Raw genomic sequence first — 26,727 nt, 5'->3', positions numbered from 1 at the left:
AGTGTAATATTACGATCTTGTTCATAACTTGACACAGTTTAAATTTTAATAAAGACATCCATCATTGGATAGGTTTTAGTGTAACATTTACAGAACTTAATATAAGGTCTTTCTGAAAGAATTTTTGCTAAGTATAAACATCAGTAATACTCTAGAAGGCATTTTTCCTCTCCGTGTTCCCACTTTCTCACGTAAGGGTGTCCTGCTCATCGCTGGCTGAATAGCGTAGAAGTAGTGATTTTTGATCGAGTAGAATCGATTGCATTTCACAAAACTGTTTGGCAGTGGCAATTTGAGAGTGATATAGTCTGAAGCGTTAACATCAGATGAACTTGCTTATGGGTGTTTCTGTACTTTACAGGGCAATTCCTCCTTCCAGTACACTGTACGCACGCCTTCAATGTGAAAAGGCACTCAGCATCCTTGTAGCTTATCTTTTCCCTCATGGTTGCGGCATTTTCCGCTTTTTTGAGATTGATCCTGAAGAGATTAATGAAATCCTTGAAGATTTTATCGAAACACACCAAGAGATTTTTGGATCTGAGCTAGAAGCAGATTGGGTAATTGCTGAATTGCGGTCTGAGTTAAGGCTTACTCGTCAAGCATATCCAGGGATTGAAGATAGAACAGCATCACTAGAAAAATCATCTTTTGAGATCGAGAAACGTTTGTCGCAGGAGCTATCGAGAAGAAAGGTTGCGAATGCCGATGAGATTGTTGAAAAGCTCATGTTTGGAGATCAAACTCTTGCTCCAACTCTGTTGTCAACAGAGGAGTCATTGGGACTTATATCCCGTGAGCTAGTCAGTGAAGGAGCCAGCATTTTGCGACAGATCGATCCTGAAACACTGTTTGCAAGAGATGAAAGTTGGGAAGGATGGTGTCTTGACCACTTTGAGCATTGGAGAGATTTGTATCTTTCAGCAGCCGAGAAAAATGAGGAGATATTGGTTGGAGTTGCTTAAGGGGACAGCAACCTAACAAGTTAGATCGCCTCCAATAACTATAGATAATTTCTATACTCATAATAAAAGAAAGCGCAAAGACGTTCAGAAAAATTCTGTGTCTGTGCGCCAATCGAAATTTGAGCGTTGAAAGCCACTGCTCAAACTTCTCTCTGTATGAGATTTTTAACTTAAATTCTCTATGATGCTACCTGAGCAGCAGTCCGAGTCCGTCGCCTTCTGCCATCGGCAACTTTCACAGGTGGCTCATCAGGAATTTGCATCAACAAAGTCACAGATGGCTGACATTGCAATTCCCGACGGATGGAACGTTGCAATTCTCGTTCTAAAGTTCCTTGCAATCCACCCCAGTCTATATCTGCTGCTTCACCTTGCTCAGGAGCAAATTCTGTCCAGCGCACAGTGAGGATTTCTTCAATGCGTTGTTTTACCCAGGTTTGTAACAGCGATCGCTCTACACTTGTCACTACACCCCGGAGGTGAGTTTCTGGTTTCGCCAACAGTTTACCATTCCAATCAATGGCAGCTGCGATCGTGATAATGCCTTCTGAAGCCATGCGTTGCCGTTCTTGCAGCACTTTGGCACTTACCATACCCGAACTAGTAGTATCCACCAATTCGATACCAGATGGCACTTTACCAGCGACGCGAATAGCATCTTCAGTCAGTTCGACAATATCACCATTCTGAATAACGATCATATTTTCTGCGGGAATACCCATACTCTGAGCGGTTTCTGCGTGCTTCACTAGCATCCGATGTTCGCCGTGAAATGGCACAAAGAACTTGGGTCGAGTTAAGGCAATCATCAGCTTTTGTTCTTCCTGACAGCCGTGACCGGAAACGTGAATCCCTTTATCGCGACCATAGACCACTTTCGCCCCTTGAATCATCAACTTATCAATTGTGTTGACTACAGCGATCGTATTTCCAGGAATTGGGTTAGCAGAGAAGACTACCGTATCTCCTTGGCGGATTTTGATGTGGGGATGTTCTTTGTTGGCAATACGGGTCATTGCTGCCATCAATTCACCCTGAGAACCTGTAGTTAAAATTAATACTCTTTCATCAGGAAGATTACGAACTGCGTGCAATGGTTGCAGCAGATTATCTTCACATTTGATGTAACCTAAATTGCGGGCATGAGCAATCAAGTTCAGCATGGAACGCCCCACAACTGTCACTACACGATTCTGCTTCTTCGCAATATCCAAAATCATGTTGATGCGATGCACGCTAGAAGCAAAGGTAGTGACAAATAATCGCCCAGGTGCTTGACTAAATACTCTCTCCAGATTGGGATAAACTGAACGTTCCGAAGGTGTAAATCCTGGCACTTCTGAGTTAGTGGAATCACTCAGCAAGCAAAGGACGCCTTTTTCACCATGTTCTGCTAGGCGTTGCAAGTCAAACTTTTCACCATCCACTGGGGTATGGTCAATTTTAAAATCCCCTGTGTGAATGACTACACCAAGGGGAGTATGAATGGCAACAGTAAAACTATCAGCGATGGAGTGGGTGTTACGGATATATTCCACTAAAAAGTTTTTGCCAATCCGCACCACATCACGTGGTAGAACAGTTCTAATTTCTGTGCGATCGCGGACTCCTGCTTCTTCTAATTTACCCTCTAGCATTGCCATTGCTAGTCTGGGCCCATAAATCACGGGGATATCAAATTGCTTGAGATGGAAAGCAATCCCGCCAATATGGTCTTCATGACCATGAGTAACGATCATCCCTTTAATTTTGTGGCGATTTTCCCGCAGATAGGTCGTATCTGGCAGAACAATATTTACTCCATGCATTGCCTCTGTGGGAAAAGCCAATCCTGCATCTAACAGGATAATTTCATCGTCATACTCAAAAAGACAGGTATTTTTGCCAATTTCATGCAAACCGCCCAAAGGAATAATTTTCAAGGCGGAATTGTTAGCTTCGTTTTTAGCCATTTTCTCCTTAGATTGTTACTTGTGGTTAATTTAGTTGATAGTTAACGAACATGTATTTAAGACAACATCATTTGTCTCTTAATTCAGTCCCAAAGCAATCAAGTTTTAATTGAAATCTTCAATTTTTTATTCAATAAAATCGACTGTACGCTGAAGAATTTATAGTATGTCTATCAGTCCTAGCACAGATTTTTAAATTGCAACTTATGAACAATTACAATCGTTGTTTATATGTATCTTTGGCAACAAGTAGATTACCGATGCTTAACTAGCTGACGGCTAGATTAAACTTAGTTCTTTCAGAACCGCTTCTAATTTTTGACTGACTTCTAAATCAGCTTCACATAGCGGCGGACGAGTTGAACCAACCTCCCAACCTTGAAGTTTCAGTGCTTTTTTCACTGGAATAGGATTTGAAGTGAGAAACAAAGCTTTAAACAACGGGAAGAGTTGGAGATGAATCTCACTGGCTACCTCAATTTTCCCCGCACTAAAAGCTTGGATCATCTGCTGTAGTTGGTTTCCTACCAGATGAGAAGCCACACTGACTACACCTTTTGCCCCGATCGCTAACAAGGGCAAAGTCATGTAATCATCACCAGAATAGATGTGGAATTCTTTTGGTGTCAAGCGGCGAATTTCGCTTGCCTGATCTATATTACCAGTAGATTCTTTAATCCCGACAATATTGCTAACCTCAGCTAACCGGGCAACTGTTTCTGGCTGAAGGTTTTGTCCGGTACGACCGGGGACATTATATAACAACAATGGTAGGTCGGGACAGGCTTGTGCTATTGCCTTAAAGTGCGCTTCCAATCCCGCTTGTGGCGGTTTGTTGTAATAAGGAACAACTTGTAAGGAACCATGTACTCCTATTTTAGACGCTTTTTGGGTGGCTGCGATCGCTTCTTTAGTGGAATTCGATCCACAACCTGCGATTACCTTGGCTTTTCCGGCCACGGACTGCAATACCTCGACAAACAACTGGTATTCCTCATCCCAACTTAGTGTCGGGGATTCTCCTGTTGTGCCGCACATCACCAATGTATCTGTACCGTTGTTAGCTAGATGCGCTGCTAGTTCTGCCGCTACATCATAATTGACACTACCATCTGCTTTAAACGGCGTAATCATAGCGGTTAAAACATTGCCAAAATCTCCCACCCTTTTTTCACTCCTGATTACCCATGTTTTTGTATGTTGGTGGTTTTCTATTGTAATAACCTATTTGCAAATTGCTTTCAACAGTGATTTGCACATTTGCTCTTTTTGATTCATTAGTGGTTTATTTTTACTAATGACTAGCTTGAAACGTAAGCTTTAGCAGGTTTGAGCAGATTTTTTTCTACCAACAACTCGGCGATTTGTACTGCATTCAATGCTGCGCCTTTGCGAATTTGGTCGCCACACAACCATAATTCCAAGCCACAAGGATGAGAAATATCCTGACGAATTCTTCCCACTAAAACTTCATCTTGACCCGTTGCTTCAATTGGCATCGGAAAATGATTAGTTCCCCAATCTTCTACCAATTTCACTCCAGGGGAGGAATTTAAAATTTCTCTGGCTTCCTTTGCACTAAAGGGAGTCTCAAATTCTAAATTAATGGCTTCTGAGTGGGCGCGGAGTACGGGAACCCGTATACAGGTTGCAGTGATTCTGATTTGCTGCGTACCAAATATTTTTCGGGTTTCGTTGACCATTTTCATTTCTTCCTCACAATAACCCAAATCGTTTAATGGGGAGTTATGCGGGAATAAATTAAATGCCAATGGATAAGGCAATATTTCGGCAATCGCTGGCTGTCCTTGTAGTATAGCGCTTGTTTGGGTTTTGACTTCTGCCATTGCTCTAGCACCCGCACCACTAGCAGATTGGTAGGTTGCAGCGACGATGCGTTGTACTGGTTTAACTTTATGCAATGGCCAGACTGCCACAGCCATTAAAATCGTTGTGCAGTTGGGGTTAGCAATAATGCCTTGGTGATTAGTTGCGGCTAGTGGATTCACCTCTGGTACTATTAGTGGAACTTCCGGGTTCATCCGAAAGGCACTGGAGTTGTCAATTACTACTGCGCCCTTTTCGACAGCAATTGCTGCCCAAGTTTTGGATGTGGAACCACCTGCACTAGCCAATACTATATCGACATTTTCAAAGGCGCGATCGCAAACTTGCTCTACTGGTATATTTTCCCCTTTAAACCGCAGCGATCGCCCGATACTCCGCTCTGATGCCAATAACTTCAAGTCAGCAACCGGAAAATTACGACTTTCTAATAATTCCAGCAACTCTGTGCCAACTGCACCAGTCGCTCCCAAAATAGCTAAACGATAGGATTTCGACAAACTTGCTTCCTCCTTTAAGGGACTTATCTGCAATTTCTTGGAACAATTGACAATTTAGTTATATTTAAATAGCGATCGCAGTGTTTAAATAGATTTTGAATAGATTTAGATTTTTCTCTAATTTAGTCTATCTTTATATATTTAATACATTTATTTTCTTGGTTATTTAATAAGTTAAGTGATGTTGCATTTTACAACAATGGCGATTTAATTTTTTCATGGATTTTAACTATATATTATTATACAACAAACCGCCATTTAGTAGAAAAATGGAGATATCTGCACTTAGACGTTTCACAGGCATCCCACCTGTAAGGCAACAAACCTCTTGGCTGCAAAGTTGCTTACCAAGATGAAGAATATACTAGGAGCGAAATGCATAAAACCAGCACAGGATAAAACTGAGCTATGCGCTTAGGTAACTAGATGCGCTCTCATACCAACAATTTAATAATAGCTAGACTCAGTACTATAACTTTAACTTGGGGGTACTAACTACTCATTGAGAACCAGGATATCACGGCGTTAGCCCACTGAATAATTAATTCCTCAGTTTCAGAGTGAGTGGGGAGTGAAGAAGGGAATAGGGTACAGGTTATTCCCTGTCACCTCTGGCCTAATCCCAATGCCCCATTAACCAAATTGTTATGAAGGTAAAATGTCAAGTCCTTGATAATTGGCAGTAAACTGGATGTTTGCCCCAGGACGAACATCCATCCTTGGATGTCATAAAGCCTTGTGGCAAACTCCCATTGCCCATAAGAGACATCAAGCCATAAACGCAAACAATTATTTTATTGCGTCTTGTGTGTACTCGGAGTATAAAATACCAGAAAACTAGAGACGAAGCATGAAAGTCACCCAGGAAAAACTTCCCGCCAGCCAAATTGGCCTGGAAATAGAGATTACGCCGGAAATTACCAAGCAAACTTACGAACAGGTCATCAAAAACTTAGCAAGTACTGCCAATATTCCTGGGTTTCGTAAAGGCAAGGTGCCTCGGCCGATATTGCTACAACGGCTGGGTACAACTCGAATCAAGGCAGCAGCGCTGGAAGAACTAATTCAAGATGGCATTGAGCAAGCAGTCAAACAAGAAGCCATCCCAGCAATCGGTCAGCCGCAGTTGCGCTCCTCCTTTGAGGATTTGATTAAGAATTATGAACCTGGAAAACCCCTGACGATTTCGGCTGCTGTCGATGTAGAACCAGAAGTAAATCTAGTGCAATACACTGATTTGCAAGCTAAGGCTGAAGAAGTCAAATTCGATCCAGAACGAGTGGAGAACACGCTGGATAAGGAACGTCAAGAATTGGCGACATTGATTCCTGTAGAAGGACGTGCAGCCCAAATCGGTGATATTGCCGTAGTCGATTTTAAAGGTTCATTCGCCAGAGTTGAGGGCGAGGACGAAACAGCTGAACTAGAACCGATTCCCGGAGCCGAAGCAACCGATTTTCAAGTTGAGTTGCAGGAAGATAAGTTTATTCCAGGCTTTATTTCTGGAATAGTAGGGATGAATCCTGAAGAAACCAAAGAAATTGCAGCGCAGTTCCCAGATCCATATGCTAATGAAGATTTAGCTGGAAAAGCGGCAACTTTCACAGTAACGCTCAAAGAACTCAAGGAAAAAGAACTACCAGAATTAAATGACGACTTCGCCCAAGAAATGAGCGACTTTGAAACCTTAGAGGAGTTACGCGCCTCTTTAGTAGAGCAATATCAAAAAGAGGCGGACGACAAAACAAAAACCAACAAGCAAGAAGCGTTGTTAACGGAACTGCTCAAGCACGTAGAAGTTGACTTACCAGCAACCATGATTGAGCAAGAAGTGGATGCAATGCTAACGCAAACAGCAATGCGCCTGTCTCAGCAGGGATTGGATGTAAGGAAGTTGTTTACTCAAGATATTATTCCTCAATTACGGGAGCGATCGCGTACTGAGGCAATTGAACGCATCAAACGCTCCTTGTCGTTGCGCGAAGTCGCTAAACGCGAATCTGTTGAGGTAACACCAGAAGAAATCGCAGCTAGAGTCACAGAACTTTTGCAACAGTACCCAGAGGAACAAGATGTTGATGAAGATAGACTGCGTTCAATCGTGGAAAACGAACTATTAACTGAAAAGACCATTGATTGGTTATTAGAACACTCTTCAGTTGAACTTGTACCCGAAGGTTCCTTAAGTCCCGCAGAAGAAACGGAAGACGCAGAATCAGATGCTGAAGCTGATGCACCTCAGACAGAGGAAGAAACCAGCGAAGCTTCGACAGAAGTCTCAGAAGGATAATAAACAATCCCACAGCCATGAGTTCACCAGTTCTGAGTTAAAGTACTGGTGAAATGGGTAAGTTAAAAGAGATGAGAGAGCAGGGAGCAGGGAGCAGGGGAGGCAAGAGGAGATCAACTATTAATTCTTGTCCAATGCCCAATGCCCCATAACTCTTAACTCTTGAAAACTCAGGGATAAAGGCAGAATAATTAAAGAATTAATGAATTTTAAGCAAATAGTGATACATGTTATCGCCTGAGCTTGATACTGTGTTACACGAGAGGAAATTATATGAGGCATAATGGTTAACACGTACCTATAAAAATCCCATTCGTTGAAAAGGCAGCATCTGCTGCTGAAACACTTGTCCTAAATTATCGTCAAAGAAAGCTTGTATGCTTGTATCGCAGTCGGGAAACTACCCCATCAGCAACCAAAGTCGAATCAACATTAACTCCCAGTTGAACAGCCCTAGCAACATCGTGCCGATGGTGGTGGAACAATCTGGCATGGGAGAAAGGGCTTTCGACATCTACTCCCGCCTGCTGCGAGAGCGGATTATCTTTTTGGGAACGCCAATAGATGATACTGTCGCCAACTCAATCGTCGCTCAGTTGTTATTCCTAGACGCCGAAGACTCAGAGAAGGACATCCAACTGTATGTTAATTCTCCTGGCGGCTCGGTCTACGCAGGCATGGCAATCTATGATACAATACAGCAAATTCGCCCTGATGTTGTTACCATCTGTTTTGGATTAGCCGCGAGCATGGGGGCATTTTTGTTGACAGCAGGGGCTGCCGGTAAGCGAATGTCTCTGCCCGACTCCCGGATTATGATTCACCAACCACTTGGTGGCGCTCAAGGTCAAGCCATTGACATTGAAATTCAAGCCAGAGAAATTCTTTACATTAAGGCTAAGTTGAATGAGTTAATGGCTCATCATACTGGCCAACCCATAGAAAGAATTGAAGCAGATACTGAGCGCGACTTTTTTATGTCGGCAGAAGAGGCGAAGAACTACGGTTTGATCGATCAAGTCATTTCCAGGCAAAATCTTCCCACAGCAGGGGAAAACGTCACCATTCTGAAATAAGAGGCTGGTATGGTTAAGTACGACTCCCATTTAAAGTGTTCATTTTGTGGCAAGTCTCAAGAGCAGGTGCGTAAATTAATCGCGGGGCCGGGAGTCTACATCTGCGATGAATGCGTTGACTTGTGTAATGAAATACTAGACGAGGAGTTACTAGATACTAATGGTGCGGTAGCACAACCGGCACCAAGAGCAGAACCACCTCAAAAACGGCGTACCCACTCTTCTAGTATTTCGTTTAATCAAATACCCAAGCCAAGAGAGATTAAAAAGTATCTAGACGAACACGTCATTGGTCAAGACGAAGCGAAGAAAGTGCTGTCAGTAGCCGTTTACAATCACTACAAGCGGCTAGCAGTAATTCAGTCTAAAGCCACTGGCAAAGCTGCGGCAGATGATGCTGTAGAACTGCAAAAGTCCAACATTTTGTTAATTGGCCCGACTGGTTGTGGCAAAACTCTCTTAGCGCAAACCCTAGCAAAAATTCTGGATGTACCCTTTGCTGTCGCTGATGCTACGACGCTGACAGAAGCAGGGTATGTGGGAGAAGATGTGGAAAATATCTTGCTGCGACTGTTGCAAGTGGCAGATTTAGATATAGAGGAAGCGCAACGGGGAATCATCTACATTGATGAAATTGACAAAATTGCTCGCAAGAGCGAGAACCCGTCAATTACCCGCGATGTTTCTGGCGAAGGCGTGCAGCAAGCCTTGCTAAAAATGTTAGAGGGAACGATCGCCAATGTACCACCCCAAGGAGGGCGCAAGCATCCCTATCAAGATTGTATTCAGATTGATACAAGTAATATTTTGTTCGTCTGTGGTGGTGCTTTCGTAGGTCTAGAAAAGGTTGTGGATCAGAGAGTTGGCAAAAAAGCAATAGGCTTTGTGCAACCTGGAGAAGGCCAATCGAAGGAAAAACGGGCAGCAGATACTCTCCGCCATCTAGCACCAGACGATCTAGTAAAATTTGGTATGATTCCCGAATTTATTGGGCGCGTGCCAATGGTAGCAGTAGTAGATCCTCTAGATGAAGAAGCGCTGATGGCGATTCTCACCCAACCACGCAGCGCCTTAGTCAAGCAGTACCAAAAACTGCTGAAGATGGATAATGTGCAGTTAGATTTTAAACCAGATGCTTTACGAGCGATCGCTCAAGAAGCCTACCGTCGTAAAACTGGTGCTAGAGCATTACGTGGTATTGTCGAAGAATTGATGCTGGATGTAATGTACGAGTTACCATCCCGGAAGGATGTGACACGTTGTACAGTAACACGGGAGATGGTTGAAAAGCGATCGACTGCCGAACTGATAATACATCCATCTTCACTACCGAAACCAGAATCAGCCTAATAGTCATTGGTCATTAGTCATTGGTCAAAAAATAAGGAATAATAACCATATACCAGGGACTAATGACAACTGACAAAGGACAAATGACTAATGCCTTATATTAATGTTCGTGGCGTTGAGCATTACTATGAATGGGTGAAAAAATCATCTGGTTCTTTGGTGAAACCAGTGATGATTTTCATGCACGGTTGGGCTGGTTCGGCTAGATATTGGCAAAATACCGCTAATGTTTTATCGGAGCAATTTGATTGTTTACTCTACGATATGCGGGGATTTGGTCGTTCTGGTGGGAAGCCAAGCATAGCCGAAGCAAGTGAAGCTGTTGCCGAATCTGAGTCCCCCCAGGAAGAATCACAGGCAATCAGAGAGTTAACCTATGAATTAGAGGAATATGCTGATGATTTGGCAGCTTTGTTAGATGGGTTGCATCTTCAGCGGGTTTATATCAATGCTCATTCAATGGGCGCGTCTGTTGCTACTTTATTTTTTAACCGCTACCCCCAACGAGTAGAACGAGGAATTCTAACCTGTAGCGGCATTTTTGAGTACGACGAAAAATCCTTTAGTGCTTTTCATAAATTTGGTGGCTATGTAGTAAAATTCCGTCCTAAGTGGTTAAGCAAAATTCCATTTGTTGACCAGATGTTTATGGCCAGATTTCTACATACTTCCATACCACATTCTGAGCGGCAAGCTTTTTTGGAAGATTTTCTCGAAGCAGATTACGATGCGGCTTTAGGGACAATTTTTACTTCAGTCAGTAAGGCTCAATCTGAAGTAATGCCGCAAGAGTTTGCCAAGCTGACAGTGCCGACTCTACTCGTGGCGGGGGAGTATGACAAAATTATTCCAGCCGAAATGGGGCGTCAAGCAGCCGCACTGAGTGACAAAGTGGAATTTGTGATGATTCGTAACACAGCGCATTTTCCAATGTTGGAAGATGCGCCAACTTATTTACAACGGGTACAAGAGTTTTTGCAAATTAACACCCCACAACCACAAGTGGGATAACTGCTGGCGGTTTTTTAGACAGTTAAGTGTACCTGTGTGATACCTTGACGCATTTTATATTGTCGCTTTAACCAAGACTTTTTAATTATTTTACGCAGTAAGGGAGCAAGCTGAATCAACAGCGATCGCAGCAGTGCATTTTTTCGCAGTAGTTCGCCTTGTTTAGCTTCCTCTAACTGGAGTTGCTGGGCGCGGATAATTTCTGGCTCGCGTTCCGCTTGGATTTGCGGTAATGCCATGTCAATATCCTGGTGTCCAGTTTCTCTGTGCAACAACGGTACAAGATGATTAGCAGCGACAATCACATCACGGAATGCTAGATTAATTCCTTGAGCGCGGACAGGAGACATTGGGTGTGCAGCGTCACCCAGAAGCAGTACCCCTGGTGCGTGCCATTGTGGACAATAACCAACCACAACAGAAAGCCGAATCGGGGATTCGATAGTGTCTGCATGATTACGGAAATGCTCTGCTAGCCATGAGGGTGATAGCGAGGCAAAAATCTCTGCCCAGTTAGCTTGCTTGGAGTCAGTGCTTTCCGTTGCTGACATTACCCAAGCCAGATGCAGTTTTCCTGACTCTGCTCCGTGAAAGATGGTAAATACGCGATCGCCATTTACAATAGTACGAAACACATTATCGGCTGCAAACTCAGGACTGGCGGCAAGTTTAAACCAGAGAATATCAATATTTTTGGGCTGGCGTACCAATTCCAATCCTATACGTTGTCGCACCAGAGAGTTTCGACCATCTGCCCCAATCACTAAATCAGCAGCAACTTCTCTCCCATCGCTCAGTACTACACCTGCGACACGTTGATTACTCCAGCGTAAATCTTTGACTGGAACACCCTGGATAAATTTAAACCCATCATTAGTTTGAGCTTCAGAAATCAGTGCATTGAGTAATGGTGGTTGTGAAACCAGCGTACAGGGTCGGCTTGCTCCCATTGGTTCATCAACTCGAAACAACTGCTTATCACCCAAAATGAATTCCCATGCGTCGAGTTGTCGATGGGGAATATCCTCCAACAATGGCGATAAACCCATTTGCTCTAGTGCATCTAACCCACTGGGCATTAATCCTTCACCGCGAAAAACACGATGAAAGTCTTTTGCTGCTTCAATTAACGTTACAGCAATACCACGTTTCGCAAGGAGCAGGGCAAGGGTTACACCTGTTGGGCCTGCGCCCACAATCACAATTTGCACTACATCATCCCTCCTTTATAGATGTTGGTCGAATTATCTTTGGATTAACCCAAACCCAGTTCTCGTTTTAGCAAGTTAATTGAGTTAATACCTATATAATTTTCAACCTTAATCAGTTTTGGTGGACGAATAATATCTTCATCACATGCTTGTACGGCTGCTTGTACTGCCGCAAAACTGGCTTGATCGCTTATGATTACCTCAGCCCGTTTAACCATAGCTTGAAGTTTATAAACATCTTTTGGTTGCGAAGTCATCACTAATAGCTCATCCCCTCGCAGACCGTGGAGGATTACTTCTGCTGCTCGTGCAATCCCGGAACTAAGGCTAACTATGCCTACACAGTTTTCTTTTGGTAGGGTTTTCAAGAGGCTGAGTTCTTTGCTGTAGTCGTAGATATCCAGAGGAATTACGCGTGCAGCTTTAGGAGCAGCGATCGCTTCCACATTACTGATAAAATACCGACTTGTGACTACTGTCGCAGAGGTAGTTTTATCTAGCACAGCTGTTAATTCTTCCATTGCTACCAACTGGACTGGTATTTTTAAAGACCGTTCTAATTCATACACCATCAACTCCCCAGCACCCATGTCATAAGATGGAACTGCAACCAGTACCCGCGCACTACAACGCAAGCGCCAGTCAATTTCCGCTAAAAATAGCTCTCGTGCTTGATTGAGCGAACATCCTTGGGTGAGCAAATCGTCGAGTGCTTTCTGGACAACTTGATATGCATCAGGATTTTGTTTGAGTATTGGTGATTGCAGTCTACTACCGCCCTCATGACCTTGGGGACGAACATAAATTCCGGAACCAGCCATACTTTCAACAAATCCGTCTTCTTCTAGTTGACGGTAGACTTTACTAATGGTATTGCGGTGTAAGCCAGTTTGCATTGCCAGCGCCCGGGTGCTTGGCAATTTGTAAGCAGGGGGATATTGCCGGGAAGCGATCGCAAACCGGATTTGATTAAACAGCTGGGTTGATGCGGGGATTTCGCTGTCTGGCTGAATACGGAATTGAATCATCAGCAAACCTCCTGAATACTAAGTGCTGTTAGCGGATAGCTAGGGTTTAGCCCGTGCTGAGTCACAGAAGCTTAGATGCCTGTGGTGGGATGCGCTAACGGGGGAAGCCGCCGCTCTGACTTCTCGCTAAGTGCTAAGTTTGGAGTATTAAATGTTGCTTTTGCACTCAGCACTCGGCACTTTTAACTCAACACTCCTTTAGTGATTAGATATATTTGTTACATATCAAATATTTTATTTACATATAAAGTTTTTCTGGTAGAAATTTCTAATGCGCTCATTATTTGGTAATTGATAATTTAATTGGAAATAACCTGGGCATACTGGCATAGTTATATCAAATAAACACACGGCTAATTACATAGCACTAGTAAAAATTATTATGACAGAGCAAGCAATAATTACCACAACGGTTAATCTTTTGCAAGATAATATTCAAGTGTCTGTTTATCTGGCAGAGCCAAAAGAATCTGGCTCTTACCCAGGAGTCGTGGTATTACAGGAAATTTTTGGTGTCAACGTTCACATTCGGGAAGTTACAGAACGGATTGCCAAACTTGGGTATGTAGCGATGGCACCTGCACTTTTTCAACGGACTGCTCCTGGTTTTGAAACCGGATACACACCCGAAGATGTTGCAACGGGCAGAAGCTACGCCATGCAAACTCAGGCATCAGAGTTATTGAGCGATATTCAAGTAGCAATTGACTACCTCAAAAATCTGCCGCAAGTGAAAAAAGATGGTTTTGGCTGTATTGGTTTCTGTTTTGGCGGTCACGTCGCATATCTTGCAGCCACCTTACCAGATATTAAAGCTACGGCTTCCTTCTACGGTGCTGGAATTACCACCCGCACACCAGGAGGTGGCGCTCCCACTGTCACCCGCACCAAAGAAATTCCAGGCACTCTCTATGCCTTCTTTGGTACAGAAGATGCTAGCATTCCACCCGAACAAGTAGATGAGATTGAAGCAGAGTTAGAAAAATATAAAGTTCCTCATCGTGTGTTTCGCTACGATGGAGCTGATCGCGGATTTTTCTGTGACCTTCGTGCCAGTTATAATCCTAAAGCTGCTGCTGATGCTTGGGAGCAAGTCAAACAACTCTTTAGTCAACTGAACTAGTCATTAGTCATTGGTCATTAGTCATTAGTCATTAGCAAAGGACAAATGACAAATGACAAAGGACAAATGACAATCTAAACTCCAGTTGCACCATATCAAATAACAATTAATCTTCAAAAGTCATGAATTCCGAATCGAAACTTTCTCAAACAGCCAATTCGTCGTTTACGATGGACGATTTTGCCAAAGCGCTAGAAAAACACGACTACCAGTTTCAAAAGGGACAGGTTGTACATGGCAAAGTGTTCCAACTAGACCATGATGGAGCTTATGTCGATATTGGTGGCAAGTCGTCAGCTTTTCTGCCGCGCGATGAGGCTTCTTTGAGAGCAGTTACCGATTTATCGGAGGTGCTGCCATTGCAAGAGGATATGCAGTTTTTGATTATCCGAGATCAGGATGCAGAAGGTCAAGTCACCCTTTCTCGAAAGCAATTGGAAATTCAGCACATCTGGGAACGACTGGCCGAAATGCAGGAAAATGCTCAGACTGTGCAAGTACGGGTTATGGGTGTGAATAAAGGTGGTGTCACCGTTGATATCCTGTCTTTGCGGGGGTTTATTCCGCGATCGCACCTGGCAGAGCGTGATAATTTAGAAGCACTCAAAGGTCAAAATCTGACTGTAGGCTTTTTGGAAATTAATAAAAACACCAACAAACTCATCCTTTCCCAGCGTTTAGCAACTCGTTCTAGCAATTTCAGCTTATTAGAACTAGGTCAACTGGTGGAAGGCAAAGTTACTGGTATTAAACCTTTTGGTGTGTTTGTCGATTTAAATGGTATGGGGGCTTTGCTTCATATCAAGCAGGTAAGCCAAAAATTCATTGACTCTTTAGAAAAGGTATTTCAAGTTGGTCAGCCAATTAAAGCTGTAATTATTGACTTGGATGAGGGTAAAGGGCGGGTTGCTCTTTCTACCAGAGTTCTGGAAAACTTCCCTGGCGAAGTCCTAGAGAATATGGATGAGGTGATGGCTTCGGCTGAGGCGCGTGCTAATAGAGCTAATAACAAAGCTTCTGAATAGTTTTGAGATGGGCTGCTTGCACAAAGCGTTTAAATCCCCATCTTAAAGAATTTTGAATTGTTAATACTCCCCCTGTATCTACAAAGATGTGGGGGGATTGTAAATTGGGAAAACTTTTCCCAGACTCCTTTCTAGGCTCTGGCGGGAAATGCAGGTAAAACAAGAATTTCAGTCAGCTTTAGATGACTTTCGCTATGAGCCGCAGAATTTATTCTGAGGCGGACGTGTGGGCAATGTCAATATTCTGCAACGATCGAATACCTTAATCCACAATCTCACATTTGAATCCATCACCCGCCATAGGTTAGAAACCTACGGCTAATAGCGAAAGTCCTCTCAAGAGGACTAAACAAGAATTTGTATGACTTCATGACTCGCTTACCCCGAAATTTGCAACCTTGATTTTGTTATCACATCACCACTCACAATACGGTTCGGTTAAGGCAAGAGACGCGATAAATCGCCGTCTCTACAAAGGACTGATTATTAGACCTCTTGCAAAAGTCCCTAACACCCCACCCCGCTTGCGGCTACGGTGTACACACAAGTAGACCTAGAGCGAGTTTCCAGCCAAGAAAGGTGGATTCAAACTGATAAAGTCCACGAACTAAAGTAATAATTCCTGGAGGTTTTTGAGACCTATAAGCAAACCAACCGGGAATGCAGGATACAAAACCTCGTACATCGTAACTCTGATGGCATTTCCACTTTTAGCGCTGCAACAAATGAAGCAAGGTAAAGGGTTAAAATTCCCTAACTTTAACGCTATCCAGGTAATCAGTTCTGCTATAGAAGAGATGAATTCACCCACAGATGAGCAAGCAGCACTAATTCGGATAACTTTGGAGGGCAGGAAAATGAGCTATCCTGACCGATACGACCAGGAGAACCTGCTGAACTTGCACAAGGCTAAGATGTCGCTTGAACAAGCTATTAACTTGTTGAGCCAGTAAAACTAATTCCATTACCCTATCCCCTGCATCTACTTAAGATATGGGGGATAATTTTTAGAGTATTAAGATAAATAAGGTATGACCTATTGGCTAATAGAGACCTAACCCCCAACCCCTTCCCTATTAGGGAAAGGGAGTAAGATTCAAAGCCTCTCTCCTAAGAGGAGGAGGTTTGGAGAGAGGTCAAAGTGTATTGCATACAAACGAGCGAACCCCTATATAAACGCTGAAAGTATTCAATTTAGGTATTTATATGTTTCTAATAACTGGAGCAACAGGAGGAATTGGTCGCAGAGTTGTGCGACTCCTACGGCAACGAGAACAGTCTGTGCGGGCATTTGTCCGCCTTACGTCGCGCTATAGCGAGTTAGAACACCGAGGTGCGGAAATCTTCATCGGTGACTTGCTAGAGGAAAGAGATATCCAGAAAGCTAGTCGGGGTGTCAAGTATATTATCAGCGCCCACGGTTCTGATAGCGATGCCCTCTCTTTAGATTACCGCGCCAATATTGAACTAATAGACCAGGCGAAAGCCAATGGTGTAGAGCATTTTGTCTTCATTTCCGTACTGGGAGCCGATCGCGGATATGAAGACGCTCCTGTGTTCAAAGCCAAACGAGCAGTAGAGCGATATTTGGCAGCTAGTGGCTTGAATTACACTATTTTACGCCCATCTGGATTAGCATCAAACTTGCTGCCACTAGTAGAACGATTTCGGGAGACGGGATTGTATCTGCTCATTGGCGATCGCAAAAACCGTACTTCAATTGTCAGTACCGATGATTTGGCAAGGATTGTAGTGGATTCTGTGACAGTTGAAGGCGCTCGCAACCAGATTTTACCAGTGGGAGGGCCGGAGATTTTATTACGAGAAGATATTCCTCGGATTTTTGGTCGGATCTTCAACAAACAGCCAGTAATAATTAACTCACCACTATTTGCCGTTGATGGGTTACAGAGTGCATTGGGTTTAATTAATCCGCAAATTCAAAAAGCTTTGGGAACTTATCGCACATTGCTAGCAAATGAATTTTTTTGTACAAAAGATGAAATTGCTAATTTAGAGGCGATTTTTAACTTCCAATTGGAGACATTAGAAAATTTTTTGCGGCGCTATCTAGCAGTTTGAGTTAAACACAAGTCATTTGTCATTAGTCATTTGTCATTAGTGAATAACAAAGGGCAAATGATTAACGACAAAGCGCAAAGTCTGAGCGGAGATTTCCTCCGAACAGAACTTTGTAAGAGAGGACAAAGGACAAAGGACAAAAATGAAAACTTCCCTAGCTGCAAATGCTACTCAAGCACGTCAGACAAAAGAGCGATTCGCCCAACCAGAGGAACAACTCACCTATGAATTGGGGAAGGCAGTACAGGAATTGCCACCCTTGTACACTAGATTATTAGCGGGAACGATGAGTGCGATCGTATTTGGGGCGATCGCCTGGGCGTATTTCTCGCAAATAGATGAAGTAGCAACAGCACCAGGGGAATTAATTGCTTCCACACAGGTAAGACCGGTGACATCCTTGGGTGGAGGGTCAATTGTCGCCGTGAAAGTGCAAGAAGGCGATCGCGTTACTAAAGGTGAAGTTCTGATTCAAAAAGATCCAGACTTGCAAATAACCGATGTTTCCCGCCTAGCCAAATCTACTAGATTGATTCAGGACGATTTACAGCGCTTGGATGCAGAACGCACCGGAGGCAAAACTGCTGGGACGAAAGTGCAAGATGAACTTTTAAGCTCCCGCCTGCAAGACTTCCAAGCTCGTCAAGCAGCAGCAGAAGCAGAAGCAAATCGCCAACTATCACTCATAGATCAAGCCAAAGTCCGCTTGAGTCGCTTGCAAGACAATTTAGTTAATGCCAAAAGCAGCGTTACTAATGCCAAAACTAACCTTGTCAACGCAGATAGCATCCGGATCAAGATTGAAAGTAATTTGGCGCTTGCTCAAGAAAGGGAAAAAAGCCTACGCACTCTAATTACTCCTGGTGCTGTACCTCGTGTCGATTACTTGGATGCCCAAGAAAGATTAACTCGTGCAAAGACAGAAATCACCAGATCGCAAGATGAAGTGACCAACGCCCAGAATAGAATAACAGAGGCTCAAGATAAAGTCACATCATTAGAAAAAGATATTGCTGCTCAAGTCCAGGAAATTCGTCAAGCAGAACAAGCTTACAACGGTGCACGCAGTCAGGCCCAGCGTGTAGCATCAGAACGCCAAAGTGAAATTTTGACCCAGTTCAACAAACGTAAAGAAGAACTGACAACTGTTCAAGGTCAATTAGAGCAAGCGAGAAAGCAGCAAGCTTTAGAAACAATTGAGGCTCCCGTTGCCGGTACGATTTACAGAGTTAAAGCCACCAAGGGGCCAGTGCAATCGGGTGAAGAATTGCTGTCAATTTTGCCGGAAGGGGAAGAAATGCTTCTAGAGGTGAAAGTTCTAAACCGCGATATTGGGTTTATTCGTCAAGGAATGAAGGCAAAAGTGAAAATGGCGACTTTCCCCTTCCAAGAATTTGGCACTGTGGAGGGCGAAGTCATGCAAGTCAGTCCGAATGCAATTATTGATAAAGAATTAGGCTTAGTTTTTCCCACTAGAATTAAGCTAAATAAACACTCAGTTAACGTGCGCGGTCAAGAAGTCGAATTTACACCAGGGATGTCTGCTACAGGTGAAATTGTCACTCGGAAAAAGTCAATTTTGACATTCATCACTGAGCCTGTGACACGGCGGTTCAGCGAGGCATTTTCAGTAAGGTAGTTTTGTAGCCTCTGTTGTTTTTATTCCAGTTCAAAGGCGATGCCTGCGTTTTTTGCTAGCCTACGCTTTCTAAAATCCAAACCTAAAACATAAGGGTTTAGCATTGCTAAACCCTTACATTCATTAATGACAGATGAGCGGGTTGGTTGATTTTTTCAACCGAGCAGCATTACACTCAACTACAAATTGCTATAATTCTCAAGCAATCTCCAAGAATTTTCTATACTGAATCTATTTGTTTTTGCATTCCCTCTAGTAATTTGTCAAAATCAAGATTATTCTCATCTTCATTATCATCATTCCTATCCATATTGATGCTGCCCAAAATATTCTCATAGTTTTGGAATTGCGGCCATAAATCTGGATTGGCTAATCCGTTATTAACTTCGACTGGTGTCAGATATTTCGTCGTTTCTGTAATTGCCGGATCTATTAGAGAACCGACATTAGAATTATTAGAACTATTAAAGCTAGAAAATGTCTGTGATGTGAGATAAGCTGTTTGGGCGTCGATGCCTCTCAGGTTGTCGTCAGACATCACCTGCCTTGCCAGAGAACTGACATTAGAAATATTAAAACTAGAGATTCTAGTTTGTGTATTGTTTGCTGCTGTGTTTGCAATCACCTGATTCGCCAGAGAACTGACATTAGAAATATTTAAACTAGAGTTTGTAGTTTCTGTACTATTTCCTGCGGTTTCTGCCACAATTTGACGGACTTGAGCATCAGTCAGGTTAGGGTTAGCACTAAGCATCAGAGCAACTACACCAGCAACGTGTGGAGCAGCCATAGAAGTGCCGCTATACGTGGCATATTGATTATTTGGAACTGAGGAATAGACCTTGACTCCTGGGGCTGTAACATAAGAAATTTCATTTGTTCCAGAGCGGTTAGAGAAGTCTGCCAAATTATTATTTTTATCCACAGCCCCAACGGCAATCCCCGACTTGGATGCATAGCGGGCGGGATAGTCTGGTGATGAGTCACCATCATTACCTGCTGCCATGACAACAATCACCCCTTTGCTGCTGGCATAGTCAATCGCTGACTGTAAAGTCCGGTTGGAAGATGTGCCTCCTAAACTGAGGTTAATTACATTAGCTCCATTATCCACGGCGTAGCGAATACCTTTAGATATGGAACTATAGGAACCAGAGCCAGATTCATTTAAAACTTTGACGGGCATAATTTTGGCATCATAAGCAATACCAGTGACACCGTAGTTATTATTTTCCCCTGCGATCGTGCCAGAAACATGAGTGCCATGACCGTTGTTGTCTAGGCTGTTATTGTTATTATCAGCAAAGTTCCAGCCGTAATTATCATCAACATAGCCATTGCCATCATCATCTATACCATTACCCGCAATTTCCTTGCTATTCGTCCAGATATTATTTTTTAAATCCTCGTGGTTGTAGTCAACTCCAGTATCTACAACAGCAACAACAACGCCTTTACCTGTGTATCCCTGTGCCCAGACTTCCGGTGCTTTAACAAGGTCTGCTCCCCAATTATTGCCACCGAGATCGGGAACATCAGCAAAGGTATTCCGACCAGCAGCTCTAGCCACTGCTGCTGCTGCATTAATCAAGCCATAGCCAGTGGTGGAGTTATAATTCCCAGTGCTCAAAGCATTAGCATTACTGCTATTTTCGGAATCACCGCTTTTTTGCAACTGCACATCAGCATCTATTGAGTTATAGCTACTACGTCCGCGGAAGTTGAGGGTGTAGCCATCCTTCGGATTAAAGCTATCTAATGAGGAGATTGAGGTAACATTTAGCTGTTTATCTGACAGCACCTTGTTATTAACATCATCACGGAGCATAAGTATTATTTCTCAAAGATATCAATTTTTTTTTGACAGTTTGAAGCGTTAAAGCCTTTACAAGAAAAAGGTTTTAAGGTGTGAATAAGCTCCATTGTCAATAATTACTATGAAATTTCATAACAAAATGCTAATTCTACTACTAAAAAGCAGAATCCATATTGGAGTTTTTATTAACATAAACCTTGAGAAAAAAAGATTAATTTTATAGTGGTATTAAGTATAAATTGCTGTAATAAAAAATTAATTTGGTTATGTTTCTAAACCATGACTTACGCAAAATAATGAAAAAACGAACCGCAAAGGACACAAAGGACACGTTCGCCCTTGGCGTTACCGAAGGGTAGGAATAAGAGTTTCAGTGAGTTATTGTGTAATACCAATTTTATATGAGCCTACATAGAAGCTTCTTTATCTAGCAGGGATTTCAGGCAGTCAATTCTGTGCATCTTCATAGAGAATTGATATAAGTCCTATAAAGTTAGAAGTTACAAGGGTTTTAAAATTAGCTTAGGGAACTCCAAGAAATAAATTATCCAATCTTGTGGGGTGGGCAACATGAGCGCCCAGTTTATATGGCGCTCATGTTGCCCACCCCACAATCAATAATTGAATATTTTTTTATTTGGAAGTCCCTTAGATGTGTCGCAGCAGTAGGGTGCGTTATACTGCATTAAGCATCTATTTTTATAGATTAAAAATAACTATTTTCAGATATAAATTTGTAATACCAAAATCTTCGAGGATATTTGCGATCGCAAAATTTCTCATTCTGTTACATGACACTTTGCAAGCAAAGTCAAATGGCGAATGGAGTATAACTTCATTCGCCAAAGACCATCCTTAAGCCACTTCCAGATGTCAAGTAGCCACAAGCTAAAATCTACTAAATGTTTGCTTGCTGGCGTTGATATAGTGACCAATACAAACCCTTTTGCTGCAACAATTGTGAGTGAGTGCCACGTTCGGCAATCACGCCTTGCTCTAATACCAAAATCAAATCAGCACGTTTGAGGGGGGCAAAACGGTGAGCAATCAGAAACACGGTACGATTAGCGGAAACTTTTTGCAGATTTTGCAGTACTTGCTGTTCAGTTTCACTATCCAAAGCGCTGGTAGCTTCATCCAAAACTAAAATCGGCGCTTGGGAAAGAAATAGCCTTGCTAGGGCAATACGTTGTCTCTGTCCGCCCGATAAAGCTGTACCGCGTTCGCCAACATTAGTTTCGTAACCGTAGGGTAGTTGACTGATGAAATCGTGGGCTACTGCTAATCTTGCCGCCTCTACTACTTGCTCTGCGGTAATGTCTGGACTACCGAGAGTGATATTTTCCAAAATGGAACCGTTGAATAAAAAGTCTTCTTGGAGAACTACACTAATTTGTTGCCGCAGTGAGGCTAAATCGGCACTTTTTATATCAAAACCATCAATTAGGATGCGTCCTGATTCAATTTGATAGAGGCGTTGCAATATCTTAGACAGGGTACTTTTACCAGAACCGCTGCGTCCGACAATGCCAACAAATTGCCCTGGTTCGGCATTAAAAGAGATTCCCCGCAGAATTGCTTCAAAGTTTGGCTGATAACGGAAAAATACTTGCTCGAAGGTGACTTGTCCTTTCAGGGGTGGTAAAACTAGGCCAGTTCCCAGTTCAGCTTCTGGCGAGACGTTAAGAATATCACCAATCCGGTCTACAGAAAGTAGCACTTGTTGAAGGTTTTGCCACAACTGTACTAGGCGCAAAAGTGGGCCTGTGACTCTCCCAGACAGCATTTGAAAGGCAACTAGCTGTCCGACTGTGAGCTTTTGTTCGATGACTAACTTGGCTCCAAACCAGAGAATCAGCATGGTGGAAAAATTGGTGAGAAAGTCACCAATGTTGCTGCTGATATTGGAGGTAGTAGAAGCTTTAAAACCTGTGCGAATGAAGCGAGCAAATAAGCCTTCCCAGCGATCGCGTGCTGCTGGTTCTGCTGCATGGGCTTTAACGGAGTGAATTCCGGTGATTGTCTCTACTAGAAACGATTGACTATCGGCACTCCGGTTAAAAGTTTCGTTGAGCCAGTTACGCAGAATTGGTGTTGCAACTATCGTCAAAGTGGCAAATAGCGGCAGTACTGCTAAGGCCACAAAGGTGAGTGGGATATTATAGTAAAACATCAATGCTAGGTACACCACAGCAAAGATGCTATCCAGAATCACAGTTAATGCTGTACCTGTGAGAAACTGACGAATTTGTTCGAGTTCTTGGACTCGTGCTACTGTGTCTCCGACGCGCCGCGACTCAAAATAAGCCAAAGGCAGACGCATCAGATGGCGAAATAGCTGTGCTGATAAACTCAAATCGAGACGACGAGCTGTATGGGTAAAGATGAATAGACGCAGGATGCCAAGTACGGACTCAAATATGGCTACGAACAAAAGTGCGATCGCCATTACATCGAGAGTCGGCAAACTCCCTTGCACCATCACTTTATCAATGACAACTTGCGTAATTAGCGGTGTGGTTAACCCCAAAAGCTGCAAGGTAAAAGATGCTAACAATACTTCTATTAGCAATCCCTTATACTTCCAAACTGCTGGAGTGAACCAACTGAGGTTAAATTTTTCTTGCTGAGATATGAGTTCTACTTGCCACAATCGTCCATCCCAACATGCCTCAACTATTGACTGCGGCAAGCTTTCACAAGTCCGTTCCGGATTTAGAGGATTAGCGATAATTAAGCGATCGCCCTTAACTCCATAGGCCACCACCCAAGATGGACTCTGGGGTGAGTCAGAATTCCACAGCAGTAAAGCTGGAAATGATAGCTGTCGCAACTCACTCCAACTCACTTGTAACCGTCGCAACACTAACCCTAACTTTTCTGCTGCTTCCACAACCTGTTTTGGGCGTTGTCCTCTGAGTTGGCGCTGCACCCATTCCAGTTGCACAGAATTTTCTAACTGTTGCGTCACCATTGTTAAACAAGCAGCAGCGGTGTTCCAACTGGCAACAAACGGATAATTTGAGACGATCTGATTGGCGGCTGGAAGTCCTCTTTGGGGTTGGAGACTGTGAGGGCTGGAAGTCCCCTCCGAGGCTGGTGCTAGTGAAGGTGTGGAAGAGAAGGAAAATGTCTCCCTTCCTCCCTCCATATCCACTGGTAACACTTGCCAAAATTCCTGAATTTGTGGGTTAGAAAATTCTGTCCACAGCGCTGTCTGCCAACACACTACTACCACTTCTTTACTAGCAGCTACAGCTTTGAAATCCGCAGACAACTTTTGTAAGTCACCAAACCAATCGCCCACATCTAAGGCGGCTATTGGTTTGCCAACCCCTTCTTCTCGCAAGCGAACTTTTCCAGCCACAATTAAGAATTGGTAACCGCCGACATCATTTGACCAGATTTTGTCTCCAAGACGATACTGACGAGTTTGGGACTCATTTTCTAATTTGGATTGTTGTTCGGGAGTCAGCCAGCATAAAGGTGGCTGATTCCAAGGCAAAGAAGCTAGCACTTTTAATCGTAAAGATTCATTATCCAGAATATTTAACTCACTTGTAATTTGACTGTCAGTTTTTGAATTTTCTCTGCTAGCCATTTCTCAAACAACTCATTTTGTAGTGCTTGCTTTAGTTGAGTATCTTCTAAAGACGCTGGCAGAAATTGTTCTACTCGAAACAAACCATAAGGTCCTTCTCCTTGGGGAGAGTCTTTGCCAACGATTTCTAATGGCCCGATCGTTTGTCCGGGACTCGCCACATCAATAGCTGCCCGTAATATATCCGGCATACTTCCTCGGCTGATGATTCCCATCATGCCGTTCACAACTCGGTCATCTGCAAGTGAATACTCTTTGGCTAGCTGCTCAAAGCTACCTCCTTCTTCAATTTGGGTATGTAGTTCTTCTGCCAATTCGCGATTATCAACAACAATCCGGGAAAGTACTAATCGATCCAAAAAGATTTTGCGTTCAATAAAATATTCTTGGAGTTTTGCTTGGGTCACTACAGCTTTTAGCTTTTCTAACTTGTAACCAAAACTAACCGATGTGTAAAAACTCGCATAATCCGTGTTGTTGGTCTTTAACCATTCTTGAAAACTTTGCGGGTCAGTCAGTTGATTTTTCAGCCTAAAGTCAATAATTGCCTGTTCGGTTATTGCTGTACCAATCTCAATATCGTCTCGGTTTCGGATTTCTTCCTCAATTACGTATTGGCGGAGAATGTCTCCAATAAACTGTCCTAATTTTCCAGAGGCTTGCAGGTACTTTACTGCTTCCTCAATAGAAATTATTTGGTCATTGATTGTCAAAAATGATAAAGATTCCATGAACTAAATATGTGAATATGGTTAAACACTTATAGGACTTTTAAATTAAATCATATAGAAATCATCTGGTTGTTTATGAATAAATATGATAAAGATTCTATGAACTAATTACATCTAAATGGTCAGAAAATTATATAGCTAGTAAATAAAATAATTTCCCACCATTGCTTTTACAGTCTAGCGGGGACAAAACAGGATTAAAAATATCAGTGGTAGGGCAGATTGCTTATTTTCTACCAATGCCCAATGCCCCAGCTAAACAAGTAATTGTTTATTATCATCGGTCTACTTAATGATACTTATCCATGTCCAGGCAAGTAGCACAGCCGCGATCGCACCGATTAATGTATTAAAAATATTTACAACTTCATTGGTCAGCCAGGTATACTTAGATTGCAATGTTGCCCCAATTACACTTTCTAAGTTGGTGGCAATAAATGCTGCTAGCACACACCAAGCTACTCCTAATAGATCGATTAAACCAACTCCCCAACCCACAAATGCGATCGCCACAGAAGCCACGATACCAGCTAAAGTTCCCTCCAAACTTACGGCCCCTTCTGTACCGCGAGGCACTGGTTGGAGTGTGGTAATCAAAAAGGTGTTTTTACCATATGCTTTACCAACTTCACTAGCAGTGGTGTCAGCCAGCTTGGTACTGAAACTCGCTACGTAGCCTAACAATAATAGTGACTGGAGATTGGGGACTAGGGATTGGGAAATAGGTACAAGAAATCCCGAATTTATCACCCCGACTCCCAAGGCACACAGCGCCCCAGTTAAAGCCGAACCCCAAACATTTTCTGGGCCTCTTGCCCCAGAACGCTTTTCGGCAATTCCTTCTGCCTCTTTCTGCGCCATACCGATGCGGGTAACGCCAGAACCAACCAGAAAATAGAACATTACTACTGCATATCCTTGCCAGCCTAGAGTTACCCAAATTAGGATGGCCAGAAACCAGGCGTGGAATAATCCGGCTGGGGTAAGCAGCTTTTTCGGAGCAATCCAAGCTAAACCCAATAGAATTGTGTTTAATCCTACTGCTACCAACCAGGGGTTTACAGAATCAATTAAGGATGACATCAGCAAATAATCATGAGTAATTTTGTTTGAATATCAACAGAATAACGAATTTGTCATGCTTAGTGCTTAATTTCTGAAACCTCTCCAGCTAAAGTAATATGTTTGTATTGTTAACTAAATTGAAACTTGAGTGTAAAACTACAAACAGATATATACTGCAATATTGGCTAAAGAGCGTGGATTAAACAAAATGCAAAACTTCTGTTTAGTTAGGTGGACTCTTCGAGTGCGTAACGCATTCAAAGCACTTTCATTGGGTGGGTTAAGTTGCCAACACGGCCTAATAAGCTTGTAAGTTATTAAATAATCTACGTTCTCAAGCGTCTGCCAATACAAATCTAAATTAGTATAGCTGCACAAAACAATATACAGGGCAAAGTCCGTAGCCGCAGGGTGCAG

At 43.0% G+C, this 26,727-nt stretch carries 19 protein-coding genes; 10 read left to right on the top strand and 9 right to left on the bottom strand.

Features of this window, described 5'->3' with window-relative positions:
• Window positions 1-338 precede the first annotated feature (338 nt).
• Window positions 339-965, top strand: a complete 627-nt coding sequence (locus tag V7L01_RS28315) for a hypothetical protein (protein ID WP_335040752.1) — start codon at window positions 339-341, stop codon at window positions 963-965.
• A 179-nt stretch (window positions 966-1,144) separates the two neighbouring features.
• Here V7L01_RS28315 and V7L01_RS28310 read toward each other — a convergent pair whose 3' ends face one another.
• The 3 genes from V7L01_RS28310 to V7L01_RS28300 form a co-directional block, all read right to left on the bottom strand.
• A complete protein-coding gene (locus V7L01_RS28310) occupies window positions 1,145-2,917 on the bottom strand; it encodes a ribonuclease J (RefSeq protein WP_335040749.1) in 1,773 nt (590 codons plus the stop codon).
• Between the two features lie 279 nt (window positions 2,918-3,196).
• On the bottom strand, window positions 3,197-4,081 hold the full coding sequence (gene dapA / locus V7L01_RS28305; RefSeq protein ID WP_335040747.1) for a 4-hydroxy-tetrahydrodipicolinate synthase: 885 nt from the start codon (window positions 4,079-4,081) through the stop codon (window positions 3,197-3,199).
• 137 nt (window positions 4,082-4,218) lie between these two features.
• Entirely contained in the window at window positions 4,219-5,262 is a 1,044-nt protein-coding gene (locus V7L01_RS28300) for an aspartate-semialdehyde dehydrogenase (RefSeq protein WP_335040745.1), read from the bottom strand.
• An 850-nt stretch (window positions 5,263-6,112) separates the two neighbouring features.
• Here V7L01_RS28300 and tig point away from each other — a divergent pair.
• The 4 genes from tig to V7L01_RS28280 all read left to right on the top strand — a co-directional run bounded on the left by tig (window position 6,113) and on the right by V7L01_RS28280 (window position 10,989).
• Complete coding sequence (gene tig / locus V7L01_RS28295) at window positions 6,113-7,552, top strand: trigger factor (RefSeq protein WP_335040743.1); 1,440 nt, start codon at window positions 6,113-6,115, stop codon at window positions 7,550-7,552.
• A gap of 377 nt (window positions 7,553-7,929) precedes the next feature.
• Entirely contained in the window at window positions 7,930-8,628 is a 699-nt protein-coding gene (gene clpP, locus V7L01_RS28290; protein WP_335040741.1) for an ATP-dependent Clp endopeptidase proteolytic subunit ClpP, read from the top strand.
• A 9-nt stretch (window positions 8,629-8,637) separates the two neighbouring features.
• Complete coding sequence (gene clpX / locus V7L01_RS28285; protein WP_335040738.1) at window positions 8,638-9,978, top strand: ATP-dependent protease ATP-binding subunit ClpX; 1,341 nt, start codon at window positions 8,638-8,640, stop codon at window positions 9,976-9,978.
• 90 nt (window positions 9,979-10,068) lie between these two features.
• Entirely contained in the window at window positions 10,069-10,989 is a 921-nt protein-coding gene (locus V7L01_RS28280) for an alpha/beta fold hydrolase (protein ID WP_335040736.1), read from the top strand.
• A 14-nt stretch (window positions 10,990-11,003) separates the two neighbouring features.
• On the opposite strand, the gene V7L01_RS28275 is transcribed toward V7L01_RS28280, so the two are convergent.
• Both V7L01_RS28275 and V7L01_RS28270 read right to left on the bottom strand, forming a co-directional pair.
• Window positions 11,004-12,200, bottom strand: a complete 1,197-nt coding sequence (locus V7L01_RS28275) for an FAD-dependent oxidoreductase (RefSeq protein ID WP_335040734.1) — start codon at window positions 12,198-12,200, stop codon at window positions 11,004-11,006.
• 44 nt (window positions 12,201-12,244) lie between these two features.
• Window positions 12,245-13,228, bottom strand: coding sequence for a GntR family transcriptional regulator (locus V7L01_RS28270; protein WP_335040732.1), 984 nt, complete (start codon window positions 13,226-13,228; stop codon window positions 12,245-12,247).
• Between the two features lie 382 nt (window positions 13,229-13,610).
• Here V7L01_RS28270 and V7L01_RS28265 point away from each other — a divergent pair, with 382 nt between their 5' ends.
• From V7L01_RS28265 to V7L01_RS28245, 5 genes are all read left to right on the top strand, one after another.
• Window positions 13,611-14,351 carry a dienelactone hydrolase family protein gene (locus V7L01_RS28265; RefSeq protein ID WP_335040730.1) on the top strand — a complete coding sequence of 247 codons (741 nt, stop codon included), beginning with the start codon at window positions 13,611-13,613 and terminating at the stop codon, window positions 14,349-14,351.
• Window positions 14,352-14,473: 122 nt separating this feature from the next.
• The gene (locus tag V7L01_RS28260) at window positions 14,474-15,376 is read left to right on the top strand and encodes a S1 RNA-binding domain-containing protein (RefSeq protein WP_335040728.1); all 903 of its coding nucleotides are present in this window, start codon (window positions 14,474-14,476) and stop codon (window positions 15,374-15,376) included.
• Between the two features lie 695 nt (window positions 15,377-16,071).
• The gene (locus V7L01_RS28255) at window positions 16,072-16,329 is read left to right on the top strand and encodes a hypothetical protein (protein WP_331001468.1); all 258 of its coding nucleotides are present in this window, start codon (window positions 16,072-16,074) and stop codon (window positions 16,327-16,329) included.
• 253 nt (window positions 16,330-16,582) lie between these two features.
• Complete coding sequence (locus V7L01_RS28250) at window positions 16,583-17,458, top strand: SDR family oxidoreductase (protein WP_335040724.1); 876 nt, start codon at window positions 16,583-16,585, stop codon at window positions 17,456-17,458.
• A 142-nt stretch (window positions 17,459-17,600) separates the two neighbouring features.
• Complete coding sequence (locus V7L01_RS28245) at window positions 17,601-19,097, top strand: HlyD family efflux transporter periplasmic adaptor subunit (protein WP_335040721.1); 1,497 nt, start codon at window positions 17,601-17,603, stop codon at window positions 19,095-19,097.
• A 220-nt stretch (window positions 19,098-19,317) separates the two neighbouring features.
• Here V7L01_RS28245 and V7L01_RS28240 read toward each other — a convergent pair whose 3' ends face one another.
• From V7L01_RS28240 to V7L01_RS28225, 4 genes are all read right to left on the bottom strand, one after another.
• The gene (locus V7L01_RS28240) at window positions 19,318-20,925 is read right to left on the bottom strand and encodes a S8 family peptidase (RefSeq protein ID WP_335040719.1); all 1,608 of its coding nucleotides are present in this window, start codon (window positions 20,923-20,925) and stop codon (window positions 19,318-19,320) included.
• 886 nt (window positions 20,926-21,811) lie between these two features.
• Window positions 21,812-24,514, bottom strand: a complete 2,703-nt coding sequence (locus V7L01_RS28235; RefSeq protein ID WP_335040717.1) for a type I secretion system permease/ATPase — start codon at window positions 24,512-24,514, stop codon at window positions 21,812-21,814.
• Window positions 24,463-25,245 carry a peptidylprolyl isomerase gene (locus V7L01_RS28230; protein WP_335040715.1) on the bottom strand — a complete coding sequence of 261 codons (783 nt, stop codon included), beginning with the start codon at window positions 25,243-25,245 and terminating at the stop codon, window positions 24,463-24,465. Before V7L01_RS28230 ends, V7L01_RS28235 begins: the two co-directional genes overlap by 52 nt.
• Window positions 25,246-25,530: 285 nt before the next feature.
• Window positions 25,531-26,328 (bottom strand): TIGR00297 family protein, encoded by a 798-nt coding sequence (locus V7L01_RS28225; RefSeq protein WP_335040713.1) that lies wholly within the window; start codon window positions 26,326-26,328, stop codon window positions 25,531-25,533.
• Between the last annotated feature and the right edge of the window lie 399 nt (window positions 26,329-26,727).

This window comes from Nostoc sp. (assembly GCF_036917095.1).
GTDB lineage: Bacteria > Cyanobacteriota > Cyanobacteriia > Cyanobacteriales > Nostocaceae > Nostoc.
The sequence above is the reverse complement of the archived record's forward strand: the minus strand, read 5'-3'. Positions and strand labels throughout refer to the sequence as shown.